We start from the raw sequence: 24,958 nt of genomic DNA on the forward strand, positions 1-24,958 counted from the left end.
GTTTGGCGAGCAAAAGCTTTACAATACAGCATCAGCAGCTATTGTTGCTGGTCGTGATTGGATATATCAGGATGCATGAAGGCAAAACTTGGTGCAGCACTTGTAGAAATCCGAATGAGATATATTTGCTAGCGGGAGATGAAGTTGTAATAAGTAAATCAGGGAAACAAACTTATGGACTGGATAGATTTTTTTCTAGCCTGGCTGGTAAACCCATATCAGGGCTATCTTTTTTTACATTATCATTAGTCAGTGTTGAGCAAAGGCACTCGTTTCCGATTCAGATAGAACAGGTGATAAAGAGCGATATAGAAAAAAGTAGCTCGTCACCAACCAAAGAAATAAAACCGCAAGAGAAACGTGGGCGTGGACGACCAAAGGGAAGTAAAAACAAGAATAAAACCCAGGTAGTTCTCACTTCTGAATTACTCAGAATTCAGAAGATGATTAAGTCACTATTTAAGTTATTAGCTAAATTTATTCCCCTTACTTACTTAGTATTGGATGGACACTTTGGGAATAATAATGCCTTGCAGATGGCTCGTCAAGTTAACTTGCATATAATTTCTAAGCTTCGCTCTGATTCAGCATTATATATACCTTATCAACACCCTGACCCCAATAGTCGCTCTCGTCGTAAATACGGAGACAAAATTGACTACAACAACATACCTAAGAAGTATTTATGTCAAAGTACCGTTGATGACGATATCCAAACTGACGTTTATCAAGTTACATTACTTCACAAAGAATTTGCCCAATCTCTAAATGTAGTTATTCTCGTCAAAACCAATCTTAAAACTCATGCTCGTAGTCATGTAATTCTATTTTCTAGTGAGCTAAAATTGTCATCTGAAAAAATAATTGACTACTAAGCTGTTGCGCTTACAATTTGCATATAATAGATATGAATATAAGTTCAGGTACAGGTTGCTATGCCGGCTATTGGCTTTCTAAGCTTGGAACAAAAGCAGCATCTACAAAAATTCTTAAAACAGAGCGAACGCTCTGAAATGAGAGAGCGAGTTTTGATACTATTATTGATGAATGATGGTAGAACACAAGAAGAAATAGCAGCATTAATCGGTTGTTCTCGTAGAACAGTAGCATATTGGTGTGTGCATGGAGATCCAGATACGATAGAAAGCTTAGAAGACGGTAGAAGAAAAAGAGAATACAGAAAAGTTAATCAAGTTTACATAGATAAACTATTAGAGATAGTAGAGAAAGAACCAAGTGAATTAGGTTATGAATTTGGTCGATGGACAGCAGAAAGATTATCAACATATTTAGAGAAAGAAACAGGATTAAAAATAAGCAGTTCACAAGTAAGGAAGATATTAAAAAGAAAAAAGTATGCTTACCTTTGGGCAAAGTATAGTCTAGAGGACAGACAAAATGCAGAGAAAAGAAAAGAATTTAAAGAAAAGTTTCAAAATTATTTATCAATAGTAAAAGAGAAACCAAAGCTTTATCAGATATGGTTTTGGGATGAGAGTGGTTTTAGTTTACGAGTGTTAAGAAGGAAAACTTGGGGTAAAAAAGGAAAAAGAAAAAAAGTTACTGGGAAACGTAGTAGAGGTCGGGTAAACATGATGGGAGGTTTAAGGTTATCTGATAAAAAGCGGGTATGTTATTTTATTGAAAGAGGAAATTCAGAAACCTTTTATGAGCAGCTCAAACAACTACACGAATTCGTATTAAAAGAATGGTTGGCTTTAGGGAATAGTCAAGAATGCTTTCACGAACATGGCCCAAAAATAATTATATTTTTAGATAATGCAAGTTACCATAAACGTAAAGATATATGCGCCGAAATAGAAAAGAATCTACCGAATATTATTCTTGAATATCTCTCTGCTTATAGCCCTGATTTTAATCTAATTGAATTAGTTTGGCATTCATGTAAAGAATATATAGCTCATAGACTGTTTCAATCAGTATGTGAACTAAAATCTACGTTAAATAAACTCTTAAATGATGGAGAGCTTATTATTAAATGGGGAAGAAAAATAAAAAATAAGGGAAATGCTGTTTGTGCAAATTAAAAGCACAACAGCTTACAAGCTGCGCTTTCAGATCGAATTCAATTTTCGAGATGCCAAGCAATTTTGGGGATTGGAAGATTTTATGAACTTAAGTCAAACTGCTGTAACTAATGCTGCTAATCTAGCATTCTTTATGGTCAACTTATCCCATCATCTTCTCGCAGATTTTCGTCTCCTTAATCCCGACTCCGGCATCCTTGACCTTCAGGCTCACTATCGTGGTTTTCGATATGTCCGTGAAATTTTAAAAATGCTTCCCGAAATGCCTGAGCCTATTTTATTAACCCAGATTTTTGCCAAACTTACTTCTTTAGGACGTATTCATAACGTTTCTACAGGCGTTGAACCCTCGTAAATTGGCTAAGGTATTGGATACAGATACTAAGAAGATCATCAAAAAATCCGACAAGCTTACCCTGAGACAGATGAAGCTAATCGAGGAGGCTGAAGACAAACTTATTGAAGCTAATACTGTCAATTCTCCAGATCCTGTGGTTGAGGAGCAACCAGTAGCGATTTCAGAGCCTAGAGTTCGTGACTATGTTCCATTCCTTGACAATCCTCCAGTACAATCTGTGGGCAATTCCGGCTGGCAGGTTTCTGATGTCTGGCGGGATATTCGGGTGGATGATTTTTGTAGTTAATTTAAAGCAGGCAATTTGTATTCCCAGACGGTTCTGCATCAAGGCGGTTGCAATTATCCATGATCCGAATCTTAGAGATTGAGGGACAGGCATCAAGCAAGGGAGAAAAGTTTTCCCGAAGGCATACTTGTGCAGCAATACCTCTGTCTTTTCGTTAAAACGATAATATGCAAGCGCCTGAGCAACTTTTGTAAACTATCTTTGCACTCAGTCAAAGTTATAGTTGCATTGTGCCTATAATAAGTTACGGCTAACTATAACTAAAAGTTAGCACCCTGTAAATGGTTATCGCTTGGATTACGCATCAAAGGCGATACCAAGACAAGCAAAATTTATCGGCAGCGTAATAGTTTCTATTGCCTTGCCAACATGCCCCCTCCGCGATCGCATGTTGGTGGAAGTGTTGTATATCAAGGAAAGTGGTTTTTATCGTAGATTATGTCGGATAAAAGATAAGAGTACCATATCTTGTCCATGTTCTTCTTTTAACCACTCAACTATTGCACCATAGCTACTAAAGCCTTTTCCTGTTTTTAACTCCTCTGAGAGTGCTGCGATCGCTGCGTCATGAATTTTGCGTTTTGCTCCTGGAGCTTTTTTCATTTCCAGTAATTCATGTAGCCCACCTGTTCTATACTTTTGCAACCACCTTGTCACGGTTGAGGTATCTTTCGCCAAGCGGTTTCCAATTTCTTTCTGCTCCTTAACTTGTCCGCTTTTGATCCACCACAGCATAATAAGTTTCTCTTTCTGGTTTCCCAAATTAGCTGTTTGTAGACGTTTTTTAAGTTCTTCTTCGCTCTCTGCGATTTCAATCTTAAAAGGGCGGCTCATGGTTATTTTAATTTATCGAGTTTGTTTTCTCCATTATATGCAGCTTCATATAAAATTGGTATTACACTAGGGACATTCACCATCGCCATAGTCACTAAATTGCTGTTATCACAACTGCACGAATTCGTATTAAAAGAAATGAGTACATATCGAAGAATGTCAAAAGGACTGGGAGAAACTACTTAGACTTGATAAATCGGTTGTAATAGAATTAAATGGCGGATATTTCTGTTTTCAAAATACTGTTAATACAGAATACATTCCATTGCGGCAAACTGTTTTCAATCCCATGTACCCGTATAGGCATCCAAATCACTCTCACCTGTGAAATTCAGCCATCACGTCTCACCTTCTTGAAACACCAACTCCAACGAAAACGGTAGACACCCAGGATTGGCAGCTGCCCACTCATTGGCTTCTGCAATTAGAGTTTTGTTCCCTGAATCGAGATAAAATTGCATTTTGGCACTCTGCTCCAAGCGTTCGCGTTCCTTGCCCCCAATTAAGCATCGTGCAATCAGGCAGTACTCTCTAGCTACACGTTTGGCGTAAGATGCTGCTTGGAGTCGCAACTTAGTCAGATTCTTCAGTTCTGACAAAGCGAGAGTTGCTGCTGAATCGCTTGAAGGTGTACTTTGTTCGCTAACTTCGGCTTTTTGTGACGTTTCAGGCGGCACAATTGCAGGTGTAGGCGCAGTAAGCGGAATAGTAACAGAATTGATTAATAAGTTTTTGTTATTGTAATTTTCAGCCGCGCTGGGGTTAGAAAGGTATTTGAAATTCTTATCTGAAGTACTTTCATTAAGATTTTCAGCTAATTCTATAATATTTGAAGAAACTAATGAATTATCAGAATTATTGACACCTGAAGTTAAAGACAGATCCTCTGGTTGCAATAAATTCAATTCTTCGGAATTCTTAATTTTCTCAGATTCATCTTGTACCTGTAGTACAAATAATTCTCCTTGAGACTCAGCAACTTCTTCAAAGATTGCTGCTGCCAACTGCCCTGTAGGGGCATCGGCAGCAGGAGGTAAGCATTTACAAAAAACCTTCATATAGTAAAAATGACCGTCATTTTCCTTTTCGTAAGGATTTTGAGCAGTCTGCTTGGCAAATGAGTTTTCAAAACTATTAAATTGCCCGTCATTGCTTGATTGATAAGGCTTTGAGCTATTTTCTGCCCACGGGTCTAAGATGTAGCGTGTGGGATGCCACAAATGCAAGTGCTTTTGTAGTGTCTCTTGTGAGATAGTTTTGTGAAAGCGGCGCTTGTATTCAGCACGTATCACTTTCCCCCGTTCAGTAGCCCCTACTGGCAACCCACTATCCCACTCTATTGCCCTTACTACTACCTGGATGCGTTTTTGGGCTTGTTGGCTGCGTTCCCAGTTCTGTTGCTTACGACGGTCAAATGGGATTACATTGTCTTTGGGTTTATCAATGCTGCTAATGCCTGCTATGGCTTCTGCAAATGTGTTGGCGAATGTACCCAACAACCTTTCGGGATAACTCTGGTAAGGGCTATACCATTTGTTACAACTTGTCGATTCTACCCAATGCCTCACCCTAGCTTCGATTTCGTGTTGGTGTCGGCAATATTGGCTGTAGCCGGGGGCGTTCATTGCGGTAGTAAGGCAAAATTCGACTAATTTATCACTCTCTAAGTCTAAAAAGACGATTCCGTAGCCTACAAATATTTGTAGGAGGGTGTTTGTTTGTCCTTTTCCTGTCCAGCCTGTGGTGATGATTTCTTCCCAGTTGGTACGCCACTGTGCAACGTCAGTAGACTCTTGCTTGCGATATCTCTCCTGTGAAATTTGTTTTTTGGCTTTGTTCGCTACCCGTTTGAGTTTGGTTAAATCTTGCCGACTTGCCGCGCGATCGCAATAGTCGAGGAAGATAGAAACTGAGTCACTAATAGGTTGCAGGTCGTCATTAAGTAAAAATGACCCGCTACCCGGTTGCATGGGGCAACGGATGGCTTTGTAGTTGGTTATTTGTTTGGCACTATATGGTTTGGTGTTGGGGAAGATTTCTAGGTGTCCTTGGCGCAGGATAAAGCCTGCGTTTCTTAAGGTAATCTCTAGGGCGCAGGCTAGGGTAAAGGTGGGTAGGGGGGATGCGAAGCTTAGAATTAGGTGATAACCGCCACTAAAGCTGGACTGGAGGATGATGATATCGACTATGCCGATGTCCTCTAACACCGCTTTGATGCGATTTATGGATTCAATGTTATGGTAGTCGCCTTCTAGGTCTAAATCGATTGTGGCATAACGAGTTGTGTCGTTAAAGCGCAGACCTACTAGTTTCGACTTGTCTTGGTGCAGGTTCCACAGTTGGGAGGGTTGAAGATAATAATCGATAGTGCGCCATGCTGGTTTTGCACCTTCTACTAAAGAAGGGGCAACTATCGCCCCAAATGGATGCCAAAAGCGCTCTACGTAGCGTTTACCCACGGATTCTGCGGGCAGGTGGGGTTTTATTTTCTTTTTTGAAGGCTGTGAAAGGCTTAATTGGGGCTTGTTATCAAAATCTGCCCCGAAATTTTCTTGGTACATGAGTGACTGTCCTGATGATTTTTGTGCATCAGGTAGTCTCGCTGTTGGTCAAAATGTGTTAGCCTAAATTTGAAATTTTATTTTGATTTAAGCGGTTGGTTATCCGCTTGTTGGAGGCGACTGGTAATCGTCTCATGGTTGAAAGCAAACAAAGGTTTATACTTGTTTAGGCTTAAACATACGTAGGCTTAGGCTAAGATTTAGTCCAACACGCTTCACCAACAACAATGCGACTACCCAACTTTTTTTTGGTTATTATTTAAATGAGGCAGTTCTAGCGAAGTTCTCACTAAATCGACAAAAGAGTTTCGGATAACAATGCAAAGCTAGCAACACCTAGAAGTGTCACCGTACATTGGCTTTTGCTAGTACAAGTAGTGAAGATGAAATTCCTCATACTCCACCACCGAATTTAAAAACAAAAAACAGTCAAATATCTTGATACGAGTTCAGCACCCACAATAGTGAACTCGTATTGCAATTAGTATTGAGATGCTAATCTAGTAAGTAATGTTGAATTGCGGGATAAATTCTCTGCTAGATTAACTGCTTACAGCTAACTAACTATGCAGCACAAATCTTATCCTTTTTTCTATTTGTAGATACTTCCATTGCTTTCATTTGGGTCTTATAATCTTCCCAAGTTTTTTCAAATACGTCAGACTCATACATCCGCAATAAAACCTCTTCTTTATCAGTTAAATTTGGGAGTTTTAACAACTCCGCCAAAGACACTTGAACTGGGAAAACATCACTAAACTTTTGCATTAAGTGAAATATTCTCTTCCTCTGTGATGCAGATGGTTCATCCTGCAATTCTGCATCAATTTGTCGCGGACGGAGATTCACAATTTCTAAGCTCATATTCACTAAATTCCTCAATCCAAACACAACAAACTCATTAGTTATACCAATAACCCGTCCCACAATTTCCAACTCGGGCCGCAGTCTCTTTTTGAATTGATATACTTGGTCAAGCTGGAAACGCCGAAACGGATTGCGCTCGCCATTCAGCATCCAAGCAATACCATCGCCTATACTACCTATCTCATCTGCCTCCAGAAGGTCTATTACCTGGTAACAGATATCTTGATTGCAAACAAACTTGTATGCTGCATCAATACTTCGGTTAAATTCCATCTCCAGTGCAACAACTGCCTTAAATTTTTCCAGTTCTCGTAATTGAGAAATTAATTCAAAAACTTTCTTACCCTTGTGATAACTACCAACACTTATATTTAGATTCTCCGAGACCTCCTGAATCACTCGCTTGCCCTTCCCTAATTGAGACTTACTCTCAGTTACCGAATGATTCAAATTTGAATCATTCGATTGATTCAAACGACGAGCGCTTTGGCGCTGTCTTTCTTTCGCTTGGGGACGAAGTACGCTCTCCCAGTACTGCCCCTCGTGAAATTTCTGGTAATGAGTCTTCCCACCTTCGCGATGAAGATTAAAGTCAAGCACTAGTTTCAAATCTTCTTCAGGCGAATCAGACTCGACAAATTCCACTTTCACAGAGGAAATTAAGAGCTTGTGAGCTATCTGCAAGCGACACTTACCTGCCAAGACTACATTGACACCAGTACGTGCAGATACCTTTAAAGATTCAAGAATCCCTTTTTCCGAGATACTTTTTTCTAAAGCGGGACGTTCCTCATTCTCACCATATATTTCTATCAGCTTCGGATGAACAACTAACTCCGCAGGCGAAATATATACAATTGCCGGATTCTGCACAAGAGACATATTGATACTCCGGTTCACAAATTGTCAGTCAAAAGATAAGTTCAAGAAGTGAAAAACCTAAGCAGAAAGCAGAAAAATCTTAACCAGCAAGACTTATAGCACTTTCATCCCTTGGAAAAAGTGACAAGTTGAAAAAATAATTAAATCTTGTAAATGGCAAAGGATTAACTACCAGAAAAACTCAAGGGAGAGAATTTTCTCGCGCAGTAAACTATTATTCCCAACCCATTGAAAACCAATACGACTGAAGAGAGATTTAAAGTACTGGCATTTAAAAAAAAGCATCTATCTAAAGATAGATTTGTAAAACTGGGTAAATTCATGATATGATGGCTCTAGATAACTAAATTGACAAAACAAAGTTCCGTCCTGTTTTAGTAACAGGTGGGGTTGTTTTTTCCTCAAAGCCCTGTTTGCAGCAGGGCTTTGAGTGAATCTTTAGGAAAAATGAACTCTACAAAAAAAGTATATCAGGCTTCATTCGATTTGGCAAAATTGTAGGTTTAAGCGGGGTAAATACTAAAATGCCTCATATTCAAGTATTGAATCCTATTGAAAAGCAAGTATTAGAGGATATAGCAGCCACCGGCAGCGATGAAATGATCAAGAGAGCAAACATCCTGCTAGAACTTAATCGTGGGGAAAATCATAAAAATATAGTAAAAAAACTTGGTATAGCGAAGCAAACAGTAACAAACTGGAAGAAAAAGTGGACATCTTGTACCATAACATCGGAAACCTTGGAAGATGCGATCGCAAAGGTAAATGATGTTTTAGGTGTGAACGCAGGCAGACCTAAGAAGTGCAAGAGCGCAGAGGCGAGCAAAATTGTCGAAATCAGCGAATGGAGCAAGAACCGAAAACCCAGTCGTTCAAAGCACCATTACCATATGCAAGTTGCTGAAGAAGCTACTCGCAGGGGGTTGCCAGCACTATCGCCAAGAAGTATAGGTCGGATCTTGGAAGCGCAACCCTAATAGCATCAAGCTCAAATCAAGCTAACGGGCAATCCTATCTTTTCATTACGCCAAAATAACAACCAAGTCGCCGAAACTGTCAAGTTAAAAGGAATGCCTGAATTGTCGCCAACAACAATTGGTCGCCTCCTATAAGCAAAAGAAGCAGTAAGAAAAATTGATAATTCCCTTAAACCATTCCAACCACTGGGATGGTTTAATTTTTACATCTATAATTCAGCAAGCCCTACATAACGTAGTACATTCGATTGTTGGGTAACAAGCGAATAGCACTAATAGCACAGCAGTATATTTAGCAACATTCCGATTGTGTTGGTCTAATGGAAGATTTATCGCGCCAAAGTGAGTGTGGTTGGGCAAATCGAGAGAGAATAGGTTTGATATCGAAAATTACCCTTTTCGCGCCCAATGCTATGTCTGATACTCCATATTCCCCCAGACGGGCATCCCCAAAAGCAAACGATGATACCGGATTTGACTCGGCGGTAGAGTCATTAAAAAAATCTCTCTTAGCCCCAATTGAGCGGTATTTTGCCGCAACAGAGGATGAACAGGATGTCATTGCTTTGATGCTCGCCAATATTCGCGCACCCAGCACCCGGCGCGAATACCAGAAAGATTTGCGGAAATTTTTTGTGGCGATGACTGGTATTGAGCCGAATGTTGATAGCGTGTTGGAGTTTTTGCACCTGACCGAGAAACGGGCGGTGGCGGTGGTGTTGAAATATAAGGCAAAGCTACTGGCTATTGGGTTGAAGGAAGCAACGGTTAACCGTCGCCTCAGCAGCATTAAATCGTTGGTGAAGTTTGCCCGCAAGTTAGGTGTGTGCAGCTACACGCTAGAAGATGTAGAGTTGGAAAAGGTAAAAGCGTATCGAGATACTACCGGGGTGGATGCTCAAAGCATCAACAGTGTAATCCAGCTAATTGAGCGCTCAACTGTTCATGGTCAAAGAGATTATGCGCTGTTGCGGCTGTTGTGGGAAAATTTACTGCGACGTAATGAGGTGAGTCAATTAAATATAAAAGACTTCGACCCACACGAAAGCAGATTGCGGATTTTGGGAAAAGGGCAAGGTACGAATGATGAATGGGTAAAACTGTCAGTAGCAACAGTTAATGCTATCTGTGATTGGTTGCAAGTTCGGGGCAATATCACCGCCTCCTCACCTTTATTTATCGCCCTTGATAACCGCAGCAAAGGGCATCGCCTCACTGGGGACGGCATCCGTAAAATTGTGGTCAATTATTTTGATGCAGCTGGTGTGAAAAAGTTAATGTCACCGCACCGCATTCGCCATAGTGGGATTACAACTCTTTTAGAAGCAACAGAAGGAGATGTGCGAAAGACGCAAAAAGTCAGCCGTCATGTCAAGCTAGATGTGCTGATCCAGTATGACGATAACCGTAAAAAAGGTCAGTCAGAGATGACAAATTTATTGGCAGATATGATTGACTAAATGGATGCGTTAGCCAGGAAGTCACCCCCTGATTTGGGTACAAAAGCGATAACAGGCTTTGCTCAAATTGTGCGCCAACGACTCCTGAACAACTCCAACAGTGGCTAACTAACTGTTGCAGACAGTAGTAATCTGACTGCTTTTTGGTAGAGGCGATGACCTCCGGTCGGTCGGAGACCATCGCAAGAAAGCGGGCGCACTCATGCGCTCCAAAATGATAGTGTCAAGGTAGTTATCTTTTCGGGATGACACGCTCACTCAGTCGTGTCCAGTCCAGATTTACCTAGACATTACCTAGACATGAGCCAAACAGGGAAAAACAAGAAACTGGCATCTTTTAACTGCGACCAAAAGATGTGGGAGCAGTTTATTGCCCGTTGTAAGTCGAAAGGGACGACGGCAACAGCCACGCTGACCCAATTTATCGAACTCTACCTAGATGATATAGATAACCTTGATGCAATTGGTGGCGATAATTTAGATAAACGCTTGGACTCTAAGATTAAGGCAAGTGTTGAGGAGTACTTAGTTAATGGTAATAATAGTAACGGCAGTCCTACGAATGAAACGATATTAGCTATTTGCTCACGACTTGATAAGCTCGAGTCACAGTTTTCAAGTGAATCTAGCAACGAAACCGGAGCAATCCATAATCTCGCCGATTTAGAAGAAAAAATTGAGGGGATAACAGCCCGAATGACACAGTTTACCGAGGCGATTATTAAAATTCAAAATCATCTCAACAACCAACCGAGGCGGGGCAATAAATCGTACAACAACAATTCATCCTATCAAGGGCATACTCCCCGAATCCAACCATTAACCGAAGAAGGTTTAGCTTCAAGACTTGGTGTAAGTGTAGAAACTATACGCGAGCAGCGAAATAAGCTGCACCCACCGCTTTTTGTGGCATGGTGCAAGGGGAAGGATAAATCGGGTATGGGATGGGAATTTAACGAAAATACGGGTTCATATCATTCGGTAAGTTAGTATTTTTATTAATTTTAAATACGCCTACACACTTGTTGATTTTTGGCATAACACCAGTTTAATTTCTCTCACAAGTGCTAGAATTTTCCTGCTCAAAAAAATAGCAGCTTTAAATATTAATATTATTGAAAGCGTAATAAATATTCTTTTGTACTTAGGAGATAGTTAGGCGATCGCTTTCTGCCTCACCACTTCTCAATCACATTTAGTCTGATTCTATTGTTGGTATAAAAGCTGTCTGTACTATACTCATCAAAGCTCTAAACACGTTTCTGTGCCACAAATACTACCTTAAGAGTACTTAATCGATTAGAATTACCTCATGTTGTTGCTCTCTCAAGTATTTTCATGAGTACCAGCCGCTATCCCCAGAATTGGAAAGAAATCGCCACCTCTATCAAAGAATCTTTTGATTGGCGCTGTACTAGATGCAATCGCGTTTGCCTGCGTCCTGGACAAAAGCCACTAGAGCTAACTTTATCCCAGCGCCGAGTCTATACACTTCAGGTACACCACTTTAATTTTGATCCTTCTGACAATCGCTTAGAAAATCTTGCCCCGTTATGTAGTGGCTTATGTAGAATCCACGTCGTAGAAGCCTTGATGTGAATGACTTTTGTTAAATTCTTCTACAACGTAACCCATGATAACTCCCTTTTTACAAAGCAGAAAAATTTACAAAATGTAACTAGTTTTTTTGATTCAGTACCGCGCTTTTCAGTGCCTAATTATTAAAATCATTGTGTTGATAGATTATTGCTCCCGGCGAAGCAAAAACGTGGTTGAGATGACTGTAAAAATTGCCTACCAACTTGACAAATGGCTTCAATCAAAGTGGCAAAGAGATACGCGATTCTACACCTTAACCCTTTGCCAAAACCTATTTGGAGAGTGGACGATCACTAAGACTTGGGGCAGTGCCATTTATCGAGGATTCGGCAAGTCAAAAGATTTAGATTGCCCTGATTACCAAGCCGCGTTAATAACTTACTACAAACTGCAAGAGCGAAGGGAAAAGCGAGGGTATAAAAGAGTTGACCCTGAGTCAAGATATTGATGAATCTTTATCTAATTCCATTTTCGCTTTAGCTATTTGCCAGGATAGTAGTTCATAACCTGATGAAAATTTATCATTGTTTACTCTAACCTGAATTTCTCCTTGCTGTATGGGTAAATATTTTTTTGGAACATCTTGACAGAAACCACTTTCAATAGCCTGACAATACCAACGTTCAAACTCATCTTCAAGAGGAGTCATCGCTTTGAGAGGAACATTAGGTTCAGCTTGATCACGAATCATTGCCAGCAAGCAAGCACCGGGACTCTCAATGCTATTATGGCTTCGGTATTGCTCGAAGGCGGATATTGCCAACTTCACCCTAGTGAGATCGTGTTTGGCTTCAAAGCTTCATTCTCCCGTGGCATATTGACGTTTTGAGCCTTAAAAAGGATTTTAAAAGCAATATCTCTCGCTGACTGCTTCAACACTTGCAGATAAGCAACAGCATCATCACGTCGGCGGAATCTTTTCACAACAATATTTTCTTGATTGGGAATATCACGGACAATACACCACGGTTTTAATTGCTCAGAATAAGTCATATTCTACCCCTTAAAAATTCTGTAAAATAACCATGCTTGCTATGTGCTTTTAAATCGCCAAATTTTACCTTAAACGAGGAGGTATACTCAAAGACAGGTCAAATTGATATTGACAATTAGAATTATGTGTGTATTAGATTTATTGGACAGATAGATAGCGTTTCGACTGGAATAAAATATTGTGTACTGAGTCTGAAAACCTTGCAGGGCAAAGCTTTTGTTTTAAAAACCTTTCAGTAATCAAACCGATTGCTATATGTAGAAGAGAAATGTTATTGAGATCAAGGCGAATGAGTCAGACATAGCAATTGCCAAAGTTGTTCGGGAACTTCTTCAAAATGTTCCAGTAAAAAGTCCATGAATGCCAAATGTCGTAAATCATTAGGCTGAGGATAGCGTCTAAACTTACCTTGCTTAAACCAACCTCTGACCGTAGAATCGGAACGACAGCATATTAAGGCAATTTGTTCATAACTCACATCCCATTTGGCATAAAATTCTTCTGGACTCATACCAAATTCCCAGTGACTGTAGAGTGAAATTAGATGAATTTCTCTTGCCCCTAAAATCCGGGGGTTAGACATTGATACACCTCAAATATGTAAATATTGGAACTCATTTTTTACATCAGGTATTTGTCAGTCACAGAGTTTATAGACAGACAAATAAAACCCAATTAAGCGGGTTTTAAACTCTGGATTCACTCTCAATCTGCGTAAGCAGATATAGTTAAAATAGTTCCGTTATTTATAATGGCTAGAATAACGATTTAGGAATAGCCAGAAATAGTGCCTAGAGTGGGGATAGTGCTTCGGACAATTGCGAGGTACACCCCTTGTGGGTGTCCGAGAAATTGTCAATCTCTTGTTTGGCATAGCGTTACCACTGGTATATCTATATGGTAAAATACTTATATGTATGCTGACAATAAATTACACTTACCGAATTTATCCAAATACTGACCAATCGGCATTAATGCTTGAATGGTTAGAAACGTCGCGCAAAGTTTACAACCGTGCTTTGCGCGAGTTGAAAGATTGGATAAATTCGCGTAAATGTATGATAGACAGGTGTTCGATTGAGCGAGAGTACATTATTCCCGCTAACACTCCTTTTCCGTCCTATCATCGTCAGCAAAACGATTTGCCCAAACTTAAAGAATCTTGGACAGAACTCAAAAACGTTCATTCTCAAGTGTTGCAAACCACGATTCGTAGATTGCATGATACTTGGGAGTCTTTTCAAAAGCGTGGTTTTGGTTTTCCAAGGTTCAAAAAGTTTGGGCAGTTCAAATCTTTTGTGTTTCCACAGTTTCTTGACAATCCCATCAACGGATTTGAAATTACTTTGCCTAAAATTGGCAGCATTCCGATTAGCCTGAGCCGTCCAATTCCTCAAGGATTTAGCGTCAAACAGGTGAGGGTATTGTCTAAAGCTCGTGGAACACAATGGTATGTGGTTGTTTCGATTCAATCTGATGTGTCGGTTCCCGATGTTCCCGTTCATGGTAGAGCAATAGGAATTGACCTTGGATTGGAAAGATTTGTAACTGTGTCGGATGGTAGCTTTTTTGAACGCCCTAAATTCTTGAAATCCCAGCATCGCCAGCTGAAATTGCTGCAACGTCGGGCTGCAAGAAAACAAAAACGTTCTGCTAATTGGGAAAAAGCTCAAATCAAAGTAGCGCGGTTACACCATCACATTGCCGATAAACGCAAGGATTTCCATCTCAAAACCGCTCACAAGCTTTGTGACCAAGCTGAAACTATCTTTGCAGAAGACCTCAACACGGTTGGTCTTAACCGAGGGATGCTCCGCAAAGAATGCGTTGATGCTTCGTTCGGTGCATTCTTGGACTTGCTTAAATGGGTGTGTTGGAAACGGGGCGTATTTTTCATGCGCGTCAATCCCAACGGCACTAGCCAGACTTGTCCGCGTTGTCAAGCGACTGTGACAAAGCCACTCTCCGAAAGAGAGCATATTTGTCCTGAATGTGGTTATCGAACTCATCGAGATCATGCCGCTGCCGAGATGGTGTTGTTGCGTGGATTGAATGTAGTACCCGTGGACAATCGGGGAATGGAAACTGTCTGTGCAGGCGAACTAGCGGGGGTAGAGATACCTAGCCAAGTGCCGAAAACCCTTTTGGGAGCAACCAGAAAACCTAAGAAGTGATTCTTAGGAATCCCCATTCGTCTATACGTTGGGGAGGATGTCAATATCTATAACAACTGGAATAGGGCTGAGAAACTTTTGGGCAGCAGCAACCATACAATTGTGTAATATATGGCTAACTTGGTCAACTTCAGTCTCTGGACATTCCAGTACAATTTCATCATGCCTTACACAGATGAGTTTTGTTCTGAATTTAGCTAATGGAATTGAAAGTTTTACCATAGCTAATTTGTTGATGTCGGCATTTAAACCTTGTACTGGATGGTTAAATAGCTCTGATAGTCGGGGCTTGTTTACCCATCTCCGTCGTCTGTTTGCTAGTGTACGACTTTCCTTAATGCCTTGGATGTATTTACGTTTGATGTTTTCATGCCACCTAGCTATTCCAGGATAAGCTTCAAAGAATCGTTTTCTGAAAGCTTTTGCTTGTTCTAATGTCATTGCCACCCCATATTTTACTTGGGCGTAAATTTGGAGTTTGGCAGCGCCCATACCGAAAATCAATCCAAAGTTTATTGCTTTTGCTAGTCTGCGGTCTTCCTCAGTCACTTCATTGATATGTTTTCCAGTTACTAGAGATGCTGTTAATCGATGTAAGTCAGCCCCCTGGCGATAGACTTGGCACATCTTTGTATCACCACTAAGCCGAGCCATAATTCGTAGTTCAATTTGGGAGTAATCGGCTTTGATAATTTTATAGCCAGGGGCAGCAATGAAACAGCTACGGGCAGCTTCATCACGAGGAATATTTTGTAGAGGTGGTTTGCGGCAAGAAAATCTACCGGATTTTGCTCCTAATTGATAATAGTTGGGATGAATTCTCCCAGTTTTAGGGTGGATATGCTGGGGTAGTTTCTCGGTAAAAGTGCCGATAATTTTGGATAGACGGCGGTAATCTAGCAATGCTTGAATTATGGGATACTGTGCAGCTAAAGAAACTAATTTACTTTGATTAGTTGAGTTGATTTTGATACCAATAGCTTGTAGAGCAGCCAAAACTTGCTGAGGTGAATTCGGGTTTACTGCATCTGTCAGTTCTGGCAGCAATGACATCTGAGAACTAGCAATACGGAGTTGCTTGAGTTGGTTTAAAGCATCTGTTTTTTCAGCTTCTAGTTTTGCACCCAGTATCTGCCATCGGGATAAGTCAAATAGCATTCCGTTAAGTTCCATTTGAGCTACAACAGGCATACACTGAAATTCCAGTCGGGCAATTTTAAGTAACTTTGCCTGTTTTAACTTGTTGAGGAGAATTGGGTAAAGGTCAAGTAATATGGCAGCATCTACGGCAGCATAGTGCAATTGAACCTTGGTAAGAGGTTTACACCAATCACTGATTTGTTGAGTTTTATCTAGTTGAAAGTGTAGTAGCTTTTTAACTATATTTTGTAAGGATGAGCTTGTTTTTAATCCTGCGGTTAGAACTTTATAAGCAAGTTGGGTATCAAAGAATTTACCGGAGGGTTGAAGTCCTGCGAGTGTGAGAAATTGCCAGTCGAACTTGGCATTATGTGCAATTTTGATAGCAGAGTTACAAAGCAGTTTTTTGAGTAGTGGGCGATCGCTTTTGGGAATAGCTGGTAAATCTATCAGCACTACTGGATGGTTTGGTGCAGCTATTTGAATCAGTCTAATAGAATCAGTTAGAGGGTCAAGTCCTGTTGTTTCACAATCTATGGCTAAAACTTCTGCCTGAAACAGAGGTTGGAGAGCATAATTAAGAGTTGAAACATTGGAAACGATAGTATATTCTGGAGTATAAATACTGGGATTATTTGTATTTATTAAGCCTGTATTCATAATAAATTAAATTTGAATTTCTCACCTAGAAGCGATAGCTTGTATATCTAGCAACTTCAAAATATTTAGTTTTTTACAAAGATTTGAAAACCTATTAAAGAGAGGTAATACTATAGCGGTGTGCAGTTGAGGGAGATACAAAAACTTTGCTGGAAAGATTATACAACAAGTACTTTTGTCTTCTCATCCGAGCGATAACCGCCATATCGATATTCCTCTTTTTATATGATTAACTGACTTTACGTTTACCTGTTTTTGCAATGCTAGAATGTTGAATATTTTCTCGAACAGATGTAAAAGCAGTAGGAGCCAATTCTCTAATAATGGGTGTGACAATTTCTGGTGCCAGTTCTAAACGATGCTTAATCTGTGCTTGCAACCAGGCTAAAGGCACACTTTTACTGTTGACTTTTTGTTTAATAATTAAGTCAGGATTGGATGTTGAAGCTTTTTTTATGGCAGTGGCAATTTTTTTGGCTGTCCGTAAATCAATTTTGTCTACATCAATGCTAATAAAGTTGTCTGGTTGAGGTTCTGGTTTTGATGTAATATGGTTAGTTGATTGATTTTGATTTTTCAACTTGAGAGATTTCTTAATATCAATAGATTCCAGGTGTGATTTTTCAGATGTTGTGTTTTCGATGTTGACTGTAAATTTCTGCCACAGATGGACTATTCCCACAACGAAATCAACGACCATTACAATGGTATATAAGGCTGTAATTCCAATGATGAGATGATTTAAAATCTCTTGAATTTCTTGAGTATTCATGATGACTAACTTGAAATTTTATGTTCATAATTCAAGAAGCGATCGCTTCCATTTAACAGAAAAATCCTCAGATGAAAATTTGAATAGACTGAGGATTTTTTAAAATTCAGAACAAGCTAATTTGCACAGTTGAATTTGATGAAGGTTTAGGAGTTGGAGTGCTTTGGGTCGAGTCTAAGTTAGTCTTGGCAGTGACATGACGCTTACCCCATCCTTCTTGTGCTGCGTGTTTAACTATGCTGCGTCGAATTGACCTGCTAAGATAGTTGAATTCATTTTTTACCTGATTAAAATGAATGATGCGATTATTGCTGGCATTGTTCGTATCACCATCACCTAGAAATTCATAAAAACTCTTGCAACCCTTTGGTAATTTATCGTATTTGGTTAAAACTTCATTACCTACCCAAAGATAAAGGTCAGCATAGTCCCTATGCAGAGGTGCTTCGTAAGTTGCTGGCATCATGTAGGTAAGAACTTCTGTGGCTGTGCTGGAAACACCAACCTGATCCTGTTCGTATTCAGTGAAGATAAGTTCCAATCGATCCTGAATACAAGCAAACTTCAGCCATTGGGGAATCGTATCACTCCAAGGACTGCGATGAATTACCAATGGCCCTGCAAGGTAGCGAACATGGTGTTGTAAATACTCAATGGCTTTAGGCTCATATATACCCAATCATGGTAAAGTAACTACTAGAAAATATGTGATTAAGCAATGAGATTAGTAGAGCGCCATATTATTAAAATCGGTCATCAATTTTACAAAGAAATAGATGATTTAGCATGGCGTTCAAAAAACCTCTATAACTATGCGAATTATTTGGTAAGGCAGTCGTTCATCAATGAGGGAAAATACCTGAATAATGCGGCTATATTTCATCTGGTAAAACAGCATGAGTCTTATATGGCACTGCCAAGAAAGATAAGTAATCAAGTGTTGATGATTTTGCATCGAAATTGGAGATCATTTTTTGAGGCACAGATTGCATATAACCAAAATCCATCCAAATTTCGTGGTCGTCCAAAACTACCAAAATACAAAGATAAAACCAAGGGGCGCAATTTAGTAATTTATGAACTTGGGGCGATATCCAAAAAAGCTCTGAAAAAGGGATTGATTAAATTATCTCAAACCAGTATTGAGTTCCCCACGTCGGTGAGTGATGTTTTGGAAGCAAGAATAATTCCCAAATGTGGACAATATGTGATTGAAATTGTATACAACAAAGAGGTAACACCAGAAGAACTGAACCCCGACTTAGTGGCAGGTATTGATATTGGGTTAGATAATTTAGCGGCGTTAACTTCAAATAAGCTTGGGTTTAAACCAGTACTTGTTAATGGACGACCGTTAAAGTCAATTAACCAACAATACAATAAAGTCAAGGCAAGTCTCCAGTCTCAACTCAAAGGCAATGCTAAAACTTCTAAACGTATTAATGCCTTAGCGTGTAAGCGTAACAATCAAGTTGATAATTATCTACACAACGCTAGTCGCTGGATTATTAACCATCTAGTTACTCAGGGGATTGGGACGCTTGTCATTGGTAAGAACGACCAATGGAAACAAGAAATTAATCTCGGCAGTACCACAAATCAGAACTTCGTTAGTATTCCTCATGCTCGGTTTATTGAGCAGTTGAGATATAAAGCTGAACTAGTTGGTATAAGCGTTTTGATTAATGAAGAGAGCTATACTTCAGCTTCATCGTTCTTGGATTCAGACCCAATTCCGGTTTATAAAAAAGGTCAAAAGCACATATTTAGTGGGAAGCGGATTAAGAGGGCTTGGTACAAATCTGCTGATGGTAAGCTCATCCATGCAGATATTAATGCCAGCCTAAATATTACAAGAAAGGTAATCCCAGCGGCCTTTGGTCTAGGGATAGCGGGTATTGCAGTTTGCCCATTCCGAGTAACGCCGGGAAAAGTTGCTTAAGGATATTTGTCCATAAAGTTACTAACTGTAGGGAAAATTCAGCTATTTCTAAAAGACTTGCTAATAATTCTTTTGGTGTATTTAAACTTGCCAGAATTTGCAGCATTTTTCGGGTGTTATCTGGCAGTTTGGTACTATTCCCATTACTAATTTCTGCCATTATTTCTGGTGAAATTAAATTCATTTGCTCCATTTTTCATCTCGATATGAGCGCATCACCAAAAATAGCCAATCGGCTAAAAAATTAATGTCCAATAGGTGAATACTGATACTAGATAAATCTTTTTATGCTGGCATTGATACAGCTTTTTTAGGTAATGCCAATGAATAACGAACCTACAATTAACCAAAATCTTGATACTGACGACAGTAGTAATTATCAGTCTGGCAGTGGCTATCAATCTGAAGGTTACGGTGTTGAGCAATCAAGTTCTGGAGATAGTAGTAATCCCTTGCAAACAGACCAATTTAGGGATGGTTATCAAGAGAATATTTTTGAAATCAATCTTGGGGATACACCTTACACTGAATCGGCTGCTAATCCCAATCCTCAATTACCAGGATATGGCTCTGGCTCAGGTTACAAGTCTAATAAAAGTCAACAGTCAGCATTCCCGGAGCTAGAGTTATAAGTCATATTTTCACTCTCTTCCTATACCCCATAAGCAACAAGTAATTGGGTTTTTATTCAATAAATTACTTTGCTTATTGGGGTATAGTTGCTGTCATTTTTAAACCTGGAATTATGAAGATACCAAAAGCATGGATATCTCTTCTGGTTGTCATTGCTTGTATTATTTATAGTATCGCCGCACAAGCTACAATCAACACAATTGGTGATGGCAATTTACCGACTCGAATTGTAGAAGTTGCAAATCCTCAGTCTCGACTACCTGCTACTAAAGTTTTGCTGCCAGACTGGAGCCGCATTTCTCTGGCCCAGCTACCAGGTATCAGTCAATCCGGTGCAATTGATGGCAGTCCCTACAGTCAAACACTAGGTTATGACCTGAGTCGCACTTGGAATGTGGGTATGACTCCTGACCAATATTTGAAGTTAGGAGATATCAGTGAAGCATTGCAGGCAGAGGAGTTTTCTTTACAGGCGATCCAGGCGATCTGCGCTTCTCTGCGAGACGCTACGCGAACGCAGCAGCGCTTCGCTATCGCTCTACGCACAGTACCAGAGGCGAACACAGACATTGACAGTATAGATTTAAACAAAGTTGCCTTTAGTGAATTTCCCCTGATTGGGGAGCAGACATTAAGCCATTTAGCTCAGGTTGTTCCAGAATTAGCTAAGACACAAGTAAACAATATTACACCTGTTGCAACCTTACTAAAATCTCACTTAATTGCCGCATCTAATTTAACACTAGCTCAGGTACTAACACAGTATGAAGTTGGGCAAATGAAGCTGGGAGAAATCGACTTGTCAAAGTTTTCTATTTCTTCAATTCCTAACTTAGATGCAGTACAGCTACAACAATTTACAGGTTGGATGAATAGCAATGTTTCGGATATTCCTGGTTTGGGACAAGTACCTTTAGGATTAATGCCTAATCCCATCACTGAAATTGGTAGCTTGGTAATGCGGATTGATGTAGTTTATGGGCCAACAGAAAACCGCCGTAACAATACAATTTCTGGTTCAGACGTCCAAGGGTTTTCTGTGCCTTGTACTGAAAAAGACTGCGCTTATTTAGAATTGGATGATTTGGAAAATGCAGGTCGTAGCGATCGCAGTAAGTTAGAAGGAAAGCAGTGGATTTCCGGTAAATACCAAGAAGTTGAGGGCGGGCGGGGTATCCTGAAAGCAGCGAATAACGGTCGGGAACCAACAGGAAGGCTACCGTTTGGTAAAGCTTTTAAGGTGGTGATAATGGAGCCGGATGAAACCACTGATACGGTAGATACGGCTTTGTTCTTTCGGTTTTGTGCTTGGCGAATGGGTTGTACACCTTACTTTATCGGGCCTGTTCCTTTTTTCAGCTACAAGGTTAACTCCCTAATATTTGTAGGCAATTTGAGTGAACAGAGGACAAATACTGCGTCTTTACCAACCGGAGCTACGAGAGAGCCTAAAGCTAAGACTACCAACGGTACTGGAGTAATAGAGAAGATAAATCCATGCACGTTTAGTAATGGTAGTCAGTCGATAACAGGTCAATCATTCTCCGGTATTGATTTGCGATCTCTGGGAAATGCGATCGCGGAGATTGAGAGCGCTGGTAGCGGCGATTACAAAGCCATTGGCATACATACCTGTGCGGATGGGGGTTTAAATTGTGGTCGCGCTCTCGGTCGCTACCAGTTCATGAGTTATAACCCCTACGCAGTGCAATTAATTGCTGCCAAGCCTGGAGGTCAAGAGTTTCTCAGTCAAGTGGAGCAAGGGCATCAACCAACAGAGGCTGAACTATTTGAGTTTTTTCCTCCAGCTGACCAAGATAGGGCGTTTATGGCTGATATGGCTAACAAAATTCAAGTGACACAAGAGCAAATCGATCCGGCTACAGGACAGCCATTTACCGGCGATCGCCTAATTGAACGAGTGGCTCAAAAGCACTTTGGTGGTGATTACAGCAAAGTTGATGGAAATGGCTCAGATGCTCTCGGCCGTCTCAGCCTTAAAGATTACGGCAAAACCGCTTTAACTAGTTATCGCAACAGTAATAGCGATAATGGAACGCTGACCTGTTCTCCCAATGTAAATTCTAGCTACATCAGCACTGCTAAAAATACTGAAAATGGGAGGTAGAGTATGACAGATTTATCTAAAACTTCTATTACCTCACCCCATGAGATAAAAGAAATACTGGATACTGATACCAATTCAAAAATACACTTTGGGCAAACAGGGGAAGGAAAGGGAGTTTATTCTGACTCCGCCTCCCCTACTCAGTCTCAACCACTGAAGACAACTGCATATCAATTACCAGCACCTTCTATGAGGGTACGCTACTGGGTTCATTGGTTTCGCATTGGTTTGGGCATCTTTTTGTTGCTGTCCATTCTCATGAGCTTAGGGGGCTGTAGCTTAAATGCGGCAACCGTTACTTGGAACAAAGCTGCTAATGTTGTGCCTGCTTCAGTAATTGAACAGGTGATTGTAGAAAATACAGAGTTAAATTCCAAAGTATCTGCTAAAAATATACTGGCTTGGAGTGTGGAAGGAAAAGACGGTAGGTTCGCAGTTTTCAACTTGAATACGCCTGATGTCTGTGGTGCTTTGGGATGTCTGCATACTGGTTACTGGCTCAGAAAGGACAAACCAATTACTCAGGTATTCTTGAGTTACTTGAATCCCAATCTGCCACCAGGTAAGCATTTGTTGTCAGTGGGAGAGAACCGAGGTCAGGCATTACCGTGCATTAAGGTACTGCAAACCGAGCAAGAGCAGCTACGCCAATTGAATTTTTGTTTCAATGGCAACGACTATCAACTTGCTGATAGTCAGCTTTTCACTACTGGTAAAAAATCCCAAAGTTGATAACTCGAAATCTAGAATAAAACTCTGCCATAGTCATCTTAGCTACGGCAGAGTTTTCTTCTAAAACCTCTAGGAAATTCCCATTAAATCGGTATCTAGGTCAATGGTGGATGAAGAGTGCTGAGTGCTGAGTTAAAAGGCCGCCCACAAGTGGATGCCGTGCGGGGCATATACCAAGTACATAAGTACTGAGTGACTTTTAATCTACTCAGGACTCAGGACTCATGACTCAGCACTGAGTAGTGGGTAGTTTACCAGCACAGACGCTATAGTTGCATTGGACTATTCCTCATTATCCAGTTCATCGTCTTCCTCCTCAAAATCATCATCGTCTAACTCAGCTTCCAAATCGTCGGTTTCATCGAGGAAGTCGTCATCGTCAATAAGTTGAATTTTGCGAGGTGGCTTGGTCGCTGGTTTGGATTTACGAATGCTTTGAGTTTTGTTCCTATTCTTATTTGGTGGCAATACTTCCACGTCTACAGACACCGATTCTCCTGGCAAAGCAGGTAGGGATTGAGGTTCATTAAAACCAGCGATCGCATCATGTTGTTGCCAAATGAGGGCTTTAGCTGTGGGCTGACCCAAATAAAATTGAGACAGATTTTCAACGGTGGGTTTGGTATAATCTACAGTCTTACAACAGTCGTGTTTATTCTTACCTTCGCCCTCTTTGACAGCTTTGAACTCGACTGACAGCACACCTAAGCTACGCCACCTATCGTTTTTGCCGCTAAATGGCACTTGGAAATAATCAGCAAAGGTTTTTTCCAAAGAACGGTAAAACTCCTCACGCACCGACTTAAAACTCCAGAGAGCTACATTCTTAAAGCGGACAACGACAGGAGTAGTATGCAGGGGTTGATTATCCTCATCCAGAAACACCAGTGCATGTTCTGAACACACATCCATTGTTTTCTTGTCAAGGTTATGCTTGTATTCATCATAAAGCCCAACAAAAGAACCACCTAAGTCTTCAACATCTGACTTATAACGGATATATTCTGGTACAAAAGCTAAAACTAGTAACCGTGCTTGAGTAATTAAGAGTCCAGTAACATCTTCAGTTAGGGTGACAATGGTTAGGTCGTTTTCATCAGGCATATCAAGCCAGCCAGCCTTTTCTAGCTGATCTTCTGGAATTAGAAGTCCGGCGGGTTTGTCATTAACGACAATGCCGTAAGGCAGTAACGGTCGTCTAACTTGGTTATAACTGTCGCTGAGAAGTTCTGGGTCAATATCGTCAATATCAAGGTCTGACAATTGAGTGTTAGGAGCTTTAGATTTAGCTTTGGGATTAGAAGCAGCAGTTTTGGCAGTAGATTGATTGGAGCGATTAGAGTTGTTTGAAACCCTAGATTTAACCATTGGAGTACATAAATATGATTGCCCAACGCATGAGGCGTTAGCCTCAAAACTTATTTACCAACCGTTGTTTATGAGGCAATTACTCTCCACCACAGATTTAAATTACGCCATAAAATAAAGTATCTTGAATGCTAATTTACAAACTAGCGAAAATATATATGAGTATGAAAAGAGGTTAATCATGAAATTATCACCACTATATATACAGTGGGAGCAAGAGGCTCAAAAGCAAGGGCAACGTATGGTTGTAGAGAATTTACTAACAGTTCGATTTGGTACGCTAGATGAACAATTAGCCACAATTATTCAGCCTATTCTAGAGTTACCTTCACAAGAGTATGCTTCTTTACTGTTGCAGTTATCGAATCTCTCCCGTGAGGATTTATTGGCGAAGTTTAACAGCAACCACTCATAAAGCTGTTATGTATCTGACACTCCTCTAGAAATAGAGTTTCTAACACCTCTAAAAAAAATGTCCAGAAGGTCAATACTTTAGCTTTCACTTGGTAGCTAAAATTTCTGTTAAATGCATACTTAACTGCT

At 40.3% G+C, this 24,958-nt stretch carries 23 protein-coding genes and 2 pseudogenes; 15 read left to right on the plus strand and 10 right to left on the minus strand.

All coding sequences use genetic code 11. The features are described from left to right. Window positions 1-110 precede the first annotated feature (110 nt). From FD724_RS33405 to FD724_RS33420, 4 genes and pseudogenes are all read left to right on the plus strand, one after another. Window positions 111-872 (plus strand): annotated as a pseudogene (locus FD724_RS33405) (transposase); the annotation flags it as partial. Between the two features lie 63 nt (window positions 873-935). Next, a complete protein-coding gene (locus FD724_RS33410) occupies window positions 936-2,048 on the plus strand; it encodes an IS630 family transposase (RefSeq protein ID WP_179075996.1) in 1,113 nt (370 codons plus the stop codon). 13 nt (window positions 2,049-2,061) lie between these two features. Further along, window positions 2,062-2,403, plus strand: a pseudogene (locus FD724_RS33415) (IS4 family transposase); the annotation flags it as partial. A gap of 70 nt (window positions 2,404-2,473) precedes the next feature. Further along, window positions 2,474-2,692, plus strand: coding sequence for a hypothetical protein (locus FD724_RS33420; RefSeq protein ID WP_179076028.1), 219 nt, complete (start codon window positions 2,474-2,476; stop codon window positions 2,690-2,692). A gap of 426 nt (window positions 2,693-3,118) precedes the next feature. On the opposite strand, the gene FD724_RS33425 is transcribed toward FD724_RS33420, so the two are convergent. The 3 genes from FD724_RS33425 to FD724_RS33435 form a co-directional block, all read right to left on the minus strand. Then, entirely contained in the window at window positions 3,119-3,526 is a 408-nt protein-coding gene (locus FD724_RS33425; RefSeq protein ID WP_179075997.1) for a helix-turn-helix domain-containing protein, read from the minus strand. 338 nt (window positions 3,527-3,864) lie between these two features. Continuing rightward, window positions 3,865-6,087, minus strand: a complete 2,223-nt coding sequence (locus FD724_RS33430; protein WP_179075998.1) for a hypothetical protein — start codon at window positions 6,085-6,087, stop codon at window positions 3,865-3,867. A gap of 564 nt (window positions 6,088-6,651) precedes the next feature. Further along, window positions 6,652-7,836: a hypothetical protein gene (locus FD724_RS33435; RefSeq protein WP_179075999.1), complete on the minus strand. Its 1,185-nt coding sequence runs from the start codon at window positions 7,834-7,836 to the stop codon at window positions 6,652-6,654. Window positions 7,837-8,360: 524 nt separating this feature from the next. Between FD724_RS33435 and FD724_RS33440 the strand changes: the two genes are divergently transcribed. The 5 genes from FD724_RS33440 to FD724_RS33460 all read left to right on the plus strand — a co-directional run bounded on the left by FD724_RS33440 (window position 8,361) and on the right by FD724_RS33460 (window position 12,320). Beyond that, window positions 8,361-8,813 (plus strand): helix-turn-helix domain-containing protein, encoded by a 453-nt coding sequence (locus FD724_RS33440; protein WP_179076000.1) that lies wholly within the window; start codon window positions 8,361-8,363, stop codon window positions 8,811-8,813. Between the two features lie 320 nt (window positions 8,814-9,133). Beyond that, window positions 9,134-10,273: a tyrosine-type recombinase/integrase gene (locus tag FD724_RS33445; protein WP_179076001.1), complete on the plus strand. Its 1,140-nt coding sequence runs from the start codon at window positions 9,134-9,136 to the stop codon at window positions 10,271-10,273. Window positions 10,274-10,573: 300 nt separating this feature from the next. Next, window positions 10,574-11,263 (plus strand): hypothetical protein, encoded by a 690-nt coding sequence (locus FD724_RS33450; protein ID WP_179076002.1) that lies wholly within the window; start codon window positions 10,574-10,576, stop codon window positions 11,261-11,263. A 348-nt stretch (window positions 11,264-11,611) separates the two neighbouring features. Further along, window positions 11,612-11,872 carry an HNH endonuclease gene (locus FD724_RS33455; RefSeq protein ID WP_179076003.1) on the plus strand — a complete coding sequence of 87 codons (261 nt, stop codon included), beginning with the start codon at window positions 11,612-11,614 and terminating at the stop codon, window positions 11,870-11,872. Between the two features lie 178 nt (window positions 11,873-12,050). Continuing rightward, on the plus strand, window positions 12,051-12,320 hold the full coding sequence (locus FD724_RS33460; protein WP_179076004.1) for a WGR domain-containing protein: 270 nt from the start codon (window positions 12,051-12,053) through the stop codon (window positions 12,318-12,320). Here FD724_RS33460 and FD724_RS33465 read toward each other — a convergent pair. The 3 genes from FD724_RS33465 to FD724_RS33475 all read right to left on the minus strand — a co-directional run bounded on the left by FD724_RS33465 (window position 12,309) and on the right by FD724_RS33475 (window position 13,449). Then, window positions 12,309-12,563: a hypothetical protein gene (locus FD724_RS33465; RefSeq protein ID WP_256874659.1), complete on the minus strand. Its 255-nt coding sequence runs from the start codon at window positions 12,561-12,563 to the stop codon at window positions 12,309-12,311. The genes FD724_RS33460 and FD724_RS33465 overlap by 12 nt on opposite strands. Window positions 12,564-12,637: 74 nt before the next feature. Beyond that, window positions 12,638-12,865 (minus strand): hypothetical protein, encoded by a 228-nt coding sequence (locus FD724_RS33470; protein ID WP_179076005.1) that lies wholly within the window; start codon window positions 12,863-12,865, stop codon window positions 12,638-12,640. A 281-nt stretch (window positions 12,866-13,146) separates the two neighbouring features. Continuing rightward, window positions 13,147-13,449 carry a hypothetical protein gene (locus FD724_RS33475; RefSeq protein WP_179076006.1) on the minus strand — a complete coding sequence of 101 codons (303 nt, stop codon included), beginning with the start codon at window positions 13,447-13,449 and terminating at the stop codon, window positions 13,147-13,149. A 334-nt stretch (window positions 13,450-13,783) separates the two neighbouring features. On the opposite strand from FD724_RS33475, the gene FD724_RS33480 reads away from it, so the two are divergent. Continuing rightward, window positions 13,784-15,040 carry an RNA-guided endonuclease TnpB family protein gene (locus tag FD724_RS33480; protein WP_179076029.1) on the plus strand — a complete coding sequence of 419 codons (1,257 nt, stop codon included), beginning with the start codon at window positions 13,784-13,786 and terminating at the stop codon, window positions 15,038-15,040. A gap of 21 nt (window positions 15,041-15,061) precedes the next feature. Here the strand turns inward: FD724_RS33480 and FD724_RS33485 are convergent, their stop codons facing one another. The 3 genes from FD724_RS33485 to FD724_RS33495 form a co-directional block, all read right to left on the minus strand. Further along, entirely contained in the window at window positions 15,062-16,840 is a 1,779-nt protein-coding gene (locus FD724_RS33485; RefSeq protein WP_179076007.1) for a bifunctional 3'-5' exonuclease/DNA polymerase, read from the minus strand. A 229-nt stretch (window positions 16,841-17,069) separates the two neighbouring features. Beyond that, on the minus strand, window positions 17,070-17,612 hold the full coding sequence (locus FD724_RS33490; protein ID WP_179076008.1) for a hypothetical protein: 543 nt from the start codon (window positions 17,610-17,612) through the stop codon (window positions 17,070-17,072). A gap of 106 nt (window positions 17,613-17,718) precedes the next feature. Further along, the gene (locus FD724_RS33495; RefSeq protein WP_256874660.1) at window positions 17,719-18,291 is read right to left on the minus strand and encodes a hypothetical protein; all 573 of its coding nucleotides are present in this window, start codon (window positions 18,289-18,291) and stop codon (window positions 17,719-17,721) included. A 39-nt stretch (window positions 18,292-18,330) separates the two neighbouring features. Here FD724_RS33495 and FD724_RS33500 point away from each other — a divergent pair, with 39 nt between their 5' ends. The 4 genes from FD724_RS33500 to FD724_RS33515 all read left to right on the plus strand — a co-directional run bounded on the left by FD724_RS33500 (window position 18,331) and on the right by FD724_RS33515 (window position 23,047). Further along, complete coding sequence (locus FD724_RS33500; protein ID WP_179076009.1) at window positions 18,331-19,554, plus strand: RNA-guided endonuclease TnpB family protein; 1,224 nt, start codon at window positions 18,331-18,333, stop codon at window positions 19,552-19,554. 323 nt (window positions 19,555-19,877) lie between these two features. Continuing rightward, entirely contained in the window at window positions 19,878-20,186 is a 309-nt protein-coding gene (locus FD724_RS33505) for a hypothetical protein (RefSeq protein ID WP_179076010.1), read from the plus strand. A 113-nt stretch (window positions 20,187-20,299) separates the two neighbouring features. Then, window positions 20,300-22,315 carry a M23 family peptidase gene (locus FD724_RS33510; RefSeq protein WP_179076011.1) on the plus strand — a complete coding sequence of 672 codons (2,016 nt, stop codon included), beginning with the start codon at window positions 20,300-20,302 and terminating at the stop codon, window positions 22,313-22,315. A 3-nt stretch (window positions 22,316-22,318) separates the two neighbouring features. After that, window positions 22,319-23,047, plus strand: coding sequence for a hypothetical protein (locus tag FD724_RS33515; protein WP_179076012.1), 729 nt, complete (start codon window positions 22,319-22,321; stop codon window positions 23,045-23,047). Window positions 23,048-23,329: 282 nt separating this feature from the next. Here FD724_RS33515 and FD724_RS33520 read toward each other — a convergent pair whose 3' ends face one another. After that, a complete protein-coding gene (locus tag FD724_RS33520) occupies window positions 23,330-24,415 on the minus strand; it encodes a DUF5895 domain-containing protein (RefSeq protein ID WP_179076013.1) in 1,086 nt (361 codons plus the stop codon). 181 nt (window positions 24,416-24,596) lie between these two features. On the opposite strand from FD724_RS33520, the gene FD724_RS33525 reads away from it, so the two are divergent. Continuing rightward, complete coding sequence (locus tag FD724_RS33525) at window positions 24,597-24,830, plus strand: hypothetical protein (RefSeq protein ID WP_179076014.1); 234 nt, start codon at window positions 24,597-24,599, stop codon at window positions 24,828-24,830. The last annotated feature ends 128 nt before the right edge of the window (window positions 24,831-24,958 follow it).

This window comes from Nostoc sp. C057 (assembly GCF_013393925.1).
GTDB classification, from domain to species: domain Bacteria; phylum Cyanobacteriota; class Cyanobacteriia; order Cyanobacteriales; family Nostocaceae; genus Nostoc; species Nostoc muscorum_A.

Bases quoted from the DNA above. Each gene is read 5' to 3' on its own strand.
- FD724_RS33410 (WP_179075996.1), top strand. From the start codon at position 936: ATGCCGGCTATTGGCTTTCTAAGCTTGGAACAAAAGCAGCATCTACAA.
- FD724_RS33420 (WP_179076028.1), top strand. From the start codon at position 2,474: ATGAAGCTAATCGAGGAGGCTGAAGACAAACTTATTGAAGCTAATACT.
- FD724_RS33425 (WP_179075997.1), bottom strand. From the start codon at position 3,526: ATGAGCCGCCCTTTTAAGATTGAAATCGCAGAGAGCGAAGAAGAACTT.
- FD724_RS33430 (WP_179075998.1), bottom strand. From the start codon at position 6,087: ATGTACCAAGAAAATTTCGGGGCAGATTTTGATAACAAGCCCCAATTA.
- FD724_RS33435 (WP_179075999.1), bottom strand. From the start codon at position 7,836: ATGTCTCTTGTGCAGAATCCGGCAATTGTATATATTTCGCCTGCGGAG.
- FD724_RS33440 (WP_179076000.1), top strand. From the start codon at position 8,361: ATGCCTCATATTCAAGTATTGAATCCTATTGAAAAGCAAGTATTAGAG.
- FD724_RS33445 (WP_179076001.1), top strand. From the start codon at position 9,134: ATGGAAGATTTATCGCGCCAAAGTGAGTGTGGTTGGGCAAATCGAGAG.
- FD724_RS33450 (WP_179076002.1), top strand. From the start codon at position 10,574: ATGAGCCAAACAGGGAAAAACAAGAAACTGGCATCTTTTAACTGCGAC.
- FD724_RS33455 (WP_179076003.1), top strand. From the start codon at position 11,612: ATGAGTACCAGCCGCTATCCCCAGAATTGGAAAGAAATCGCCACCTCT.
- FD724_RS33460 (WP_179076004.1), top strand. From the start codon at position 12,051: ATGACTGTAAAAATTGCCTACCAACTTGACAAATGGCTTCAATCAAAG.
- FD724_RS33465 (WP_256874659.1), bottom strand. From the start codon at position 12,563: ATGATTCGTGATCAAGCTGAACCTAATGTTCCTCTCAAAGCGATGACT.
- FD724_RS33470 (WP_179076005.1), bottom strand. From the start codon at position 12,865: ATGACTTATTCTGAGCAATTAAAACCGTGGTGTATTGTCCGTGATATT.
- FD724_RS33475 (WP_179076006.1), bottom strand. From the start codon at position 13,449: ATGTCTAACCCCCGGATTTTAGGGGCAAGAGAAATTCATCTAATTTCA.
- FD724_RS33480 (WP_179076029.1), top strand. From the start codon at position 13,784: ATGCTGACAATAAATTACACTTACCGAATTTATCCAAATACTGACCAA.
- FD724_RS33485 (WP_179076007.1), bottom strand. From the start codon at position 16,840: ATGAATACAGGCTTAATAAATACAAATAATCCCAGTATTTATACTCCA.
- FD724_RS33490 (WP_179076008.1), bottom strand. From the start codon at position 17,612: ATGAATACTCAAGAAATTCAAGAGATTTTAAATCATCTCATCATTGGA.
- FD724_RS33500 (WP_179076009.1), top strand. From the start codon at position 18,331: ATGAGATTAGTAGAGCGCCATATTATTAAAATCGGTCATCAATTTTAC.
- FD724_RS33505 (WP_179076010.1), top strand. From the start codon at position 19,878: ATGAATAACGAACCTACAATTAACCAAAATCTTGATACTGACGACAGT.
- FD724_RS33510 (WP_179076011.1), top strand. From the start codon at position 20,300: ATGAAGATACCAAAAGCATGGATATCTCTTCTGGTTGTCATTGCTTGT.
- FD724_RS33515 (WP_179076012.1), top strand. From the start codon at position 22,319: ATGACAGATTTATCTAAAACTTCTATTACCTCACCCCATGAGATAAAA.
- FD724_RS33520 (WP_179076013.1), bottom strand. From the start codon at position 24,415: ATGGTTAAATCTAGGGTTTCAAACAACTCTAATCGCTCCAATCAATCT.
- FD724_RS33525 (WP_179076014.1), top strand. From the start codon at position 24,597: ATGAAATTATCACCACTATATATACAGTGGGAGCAAGAGGCTCAAAAG.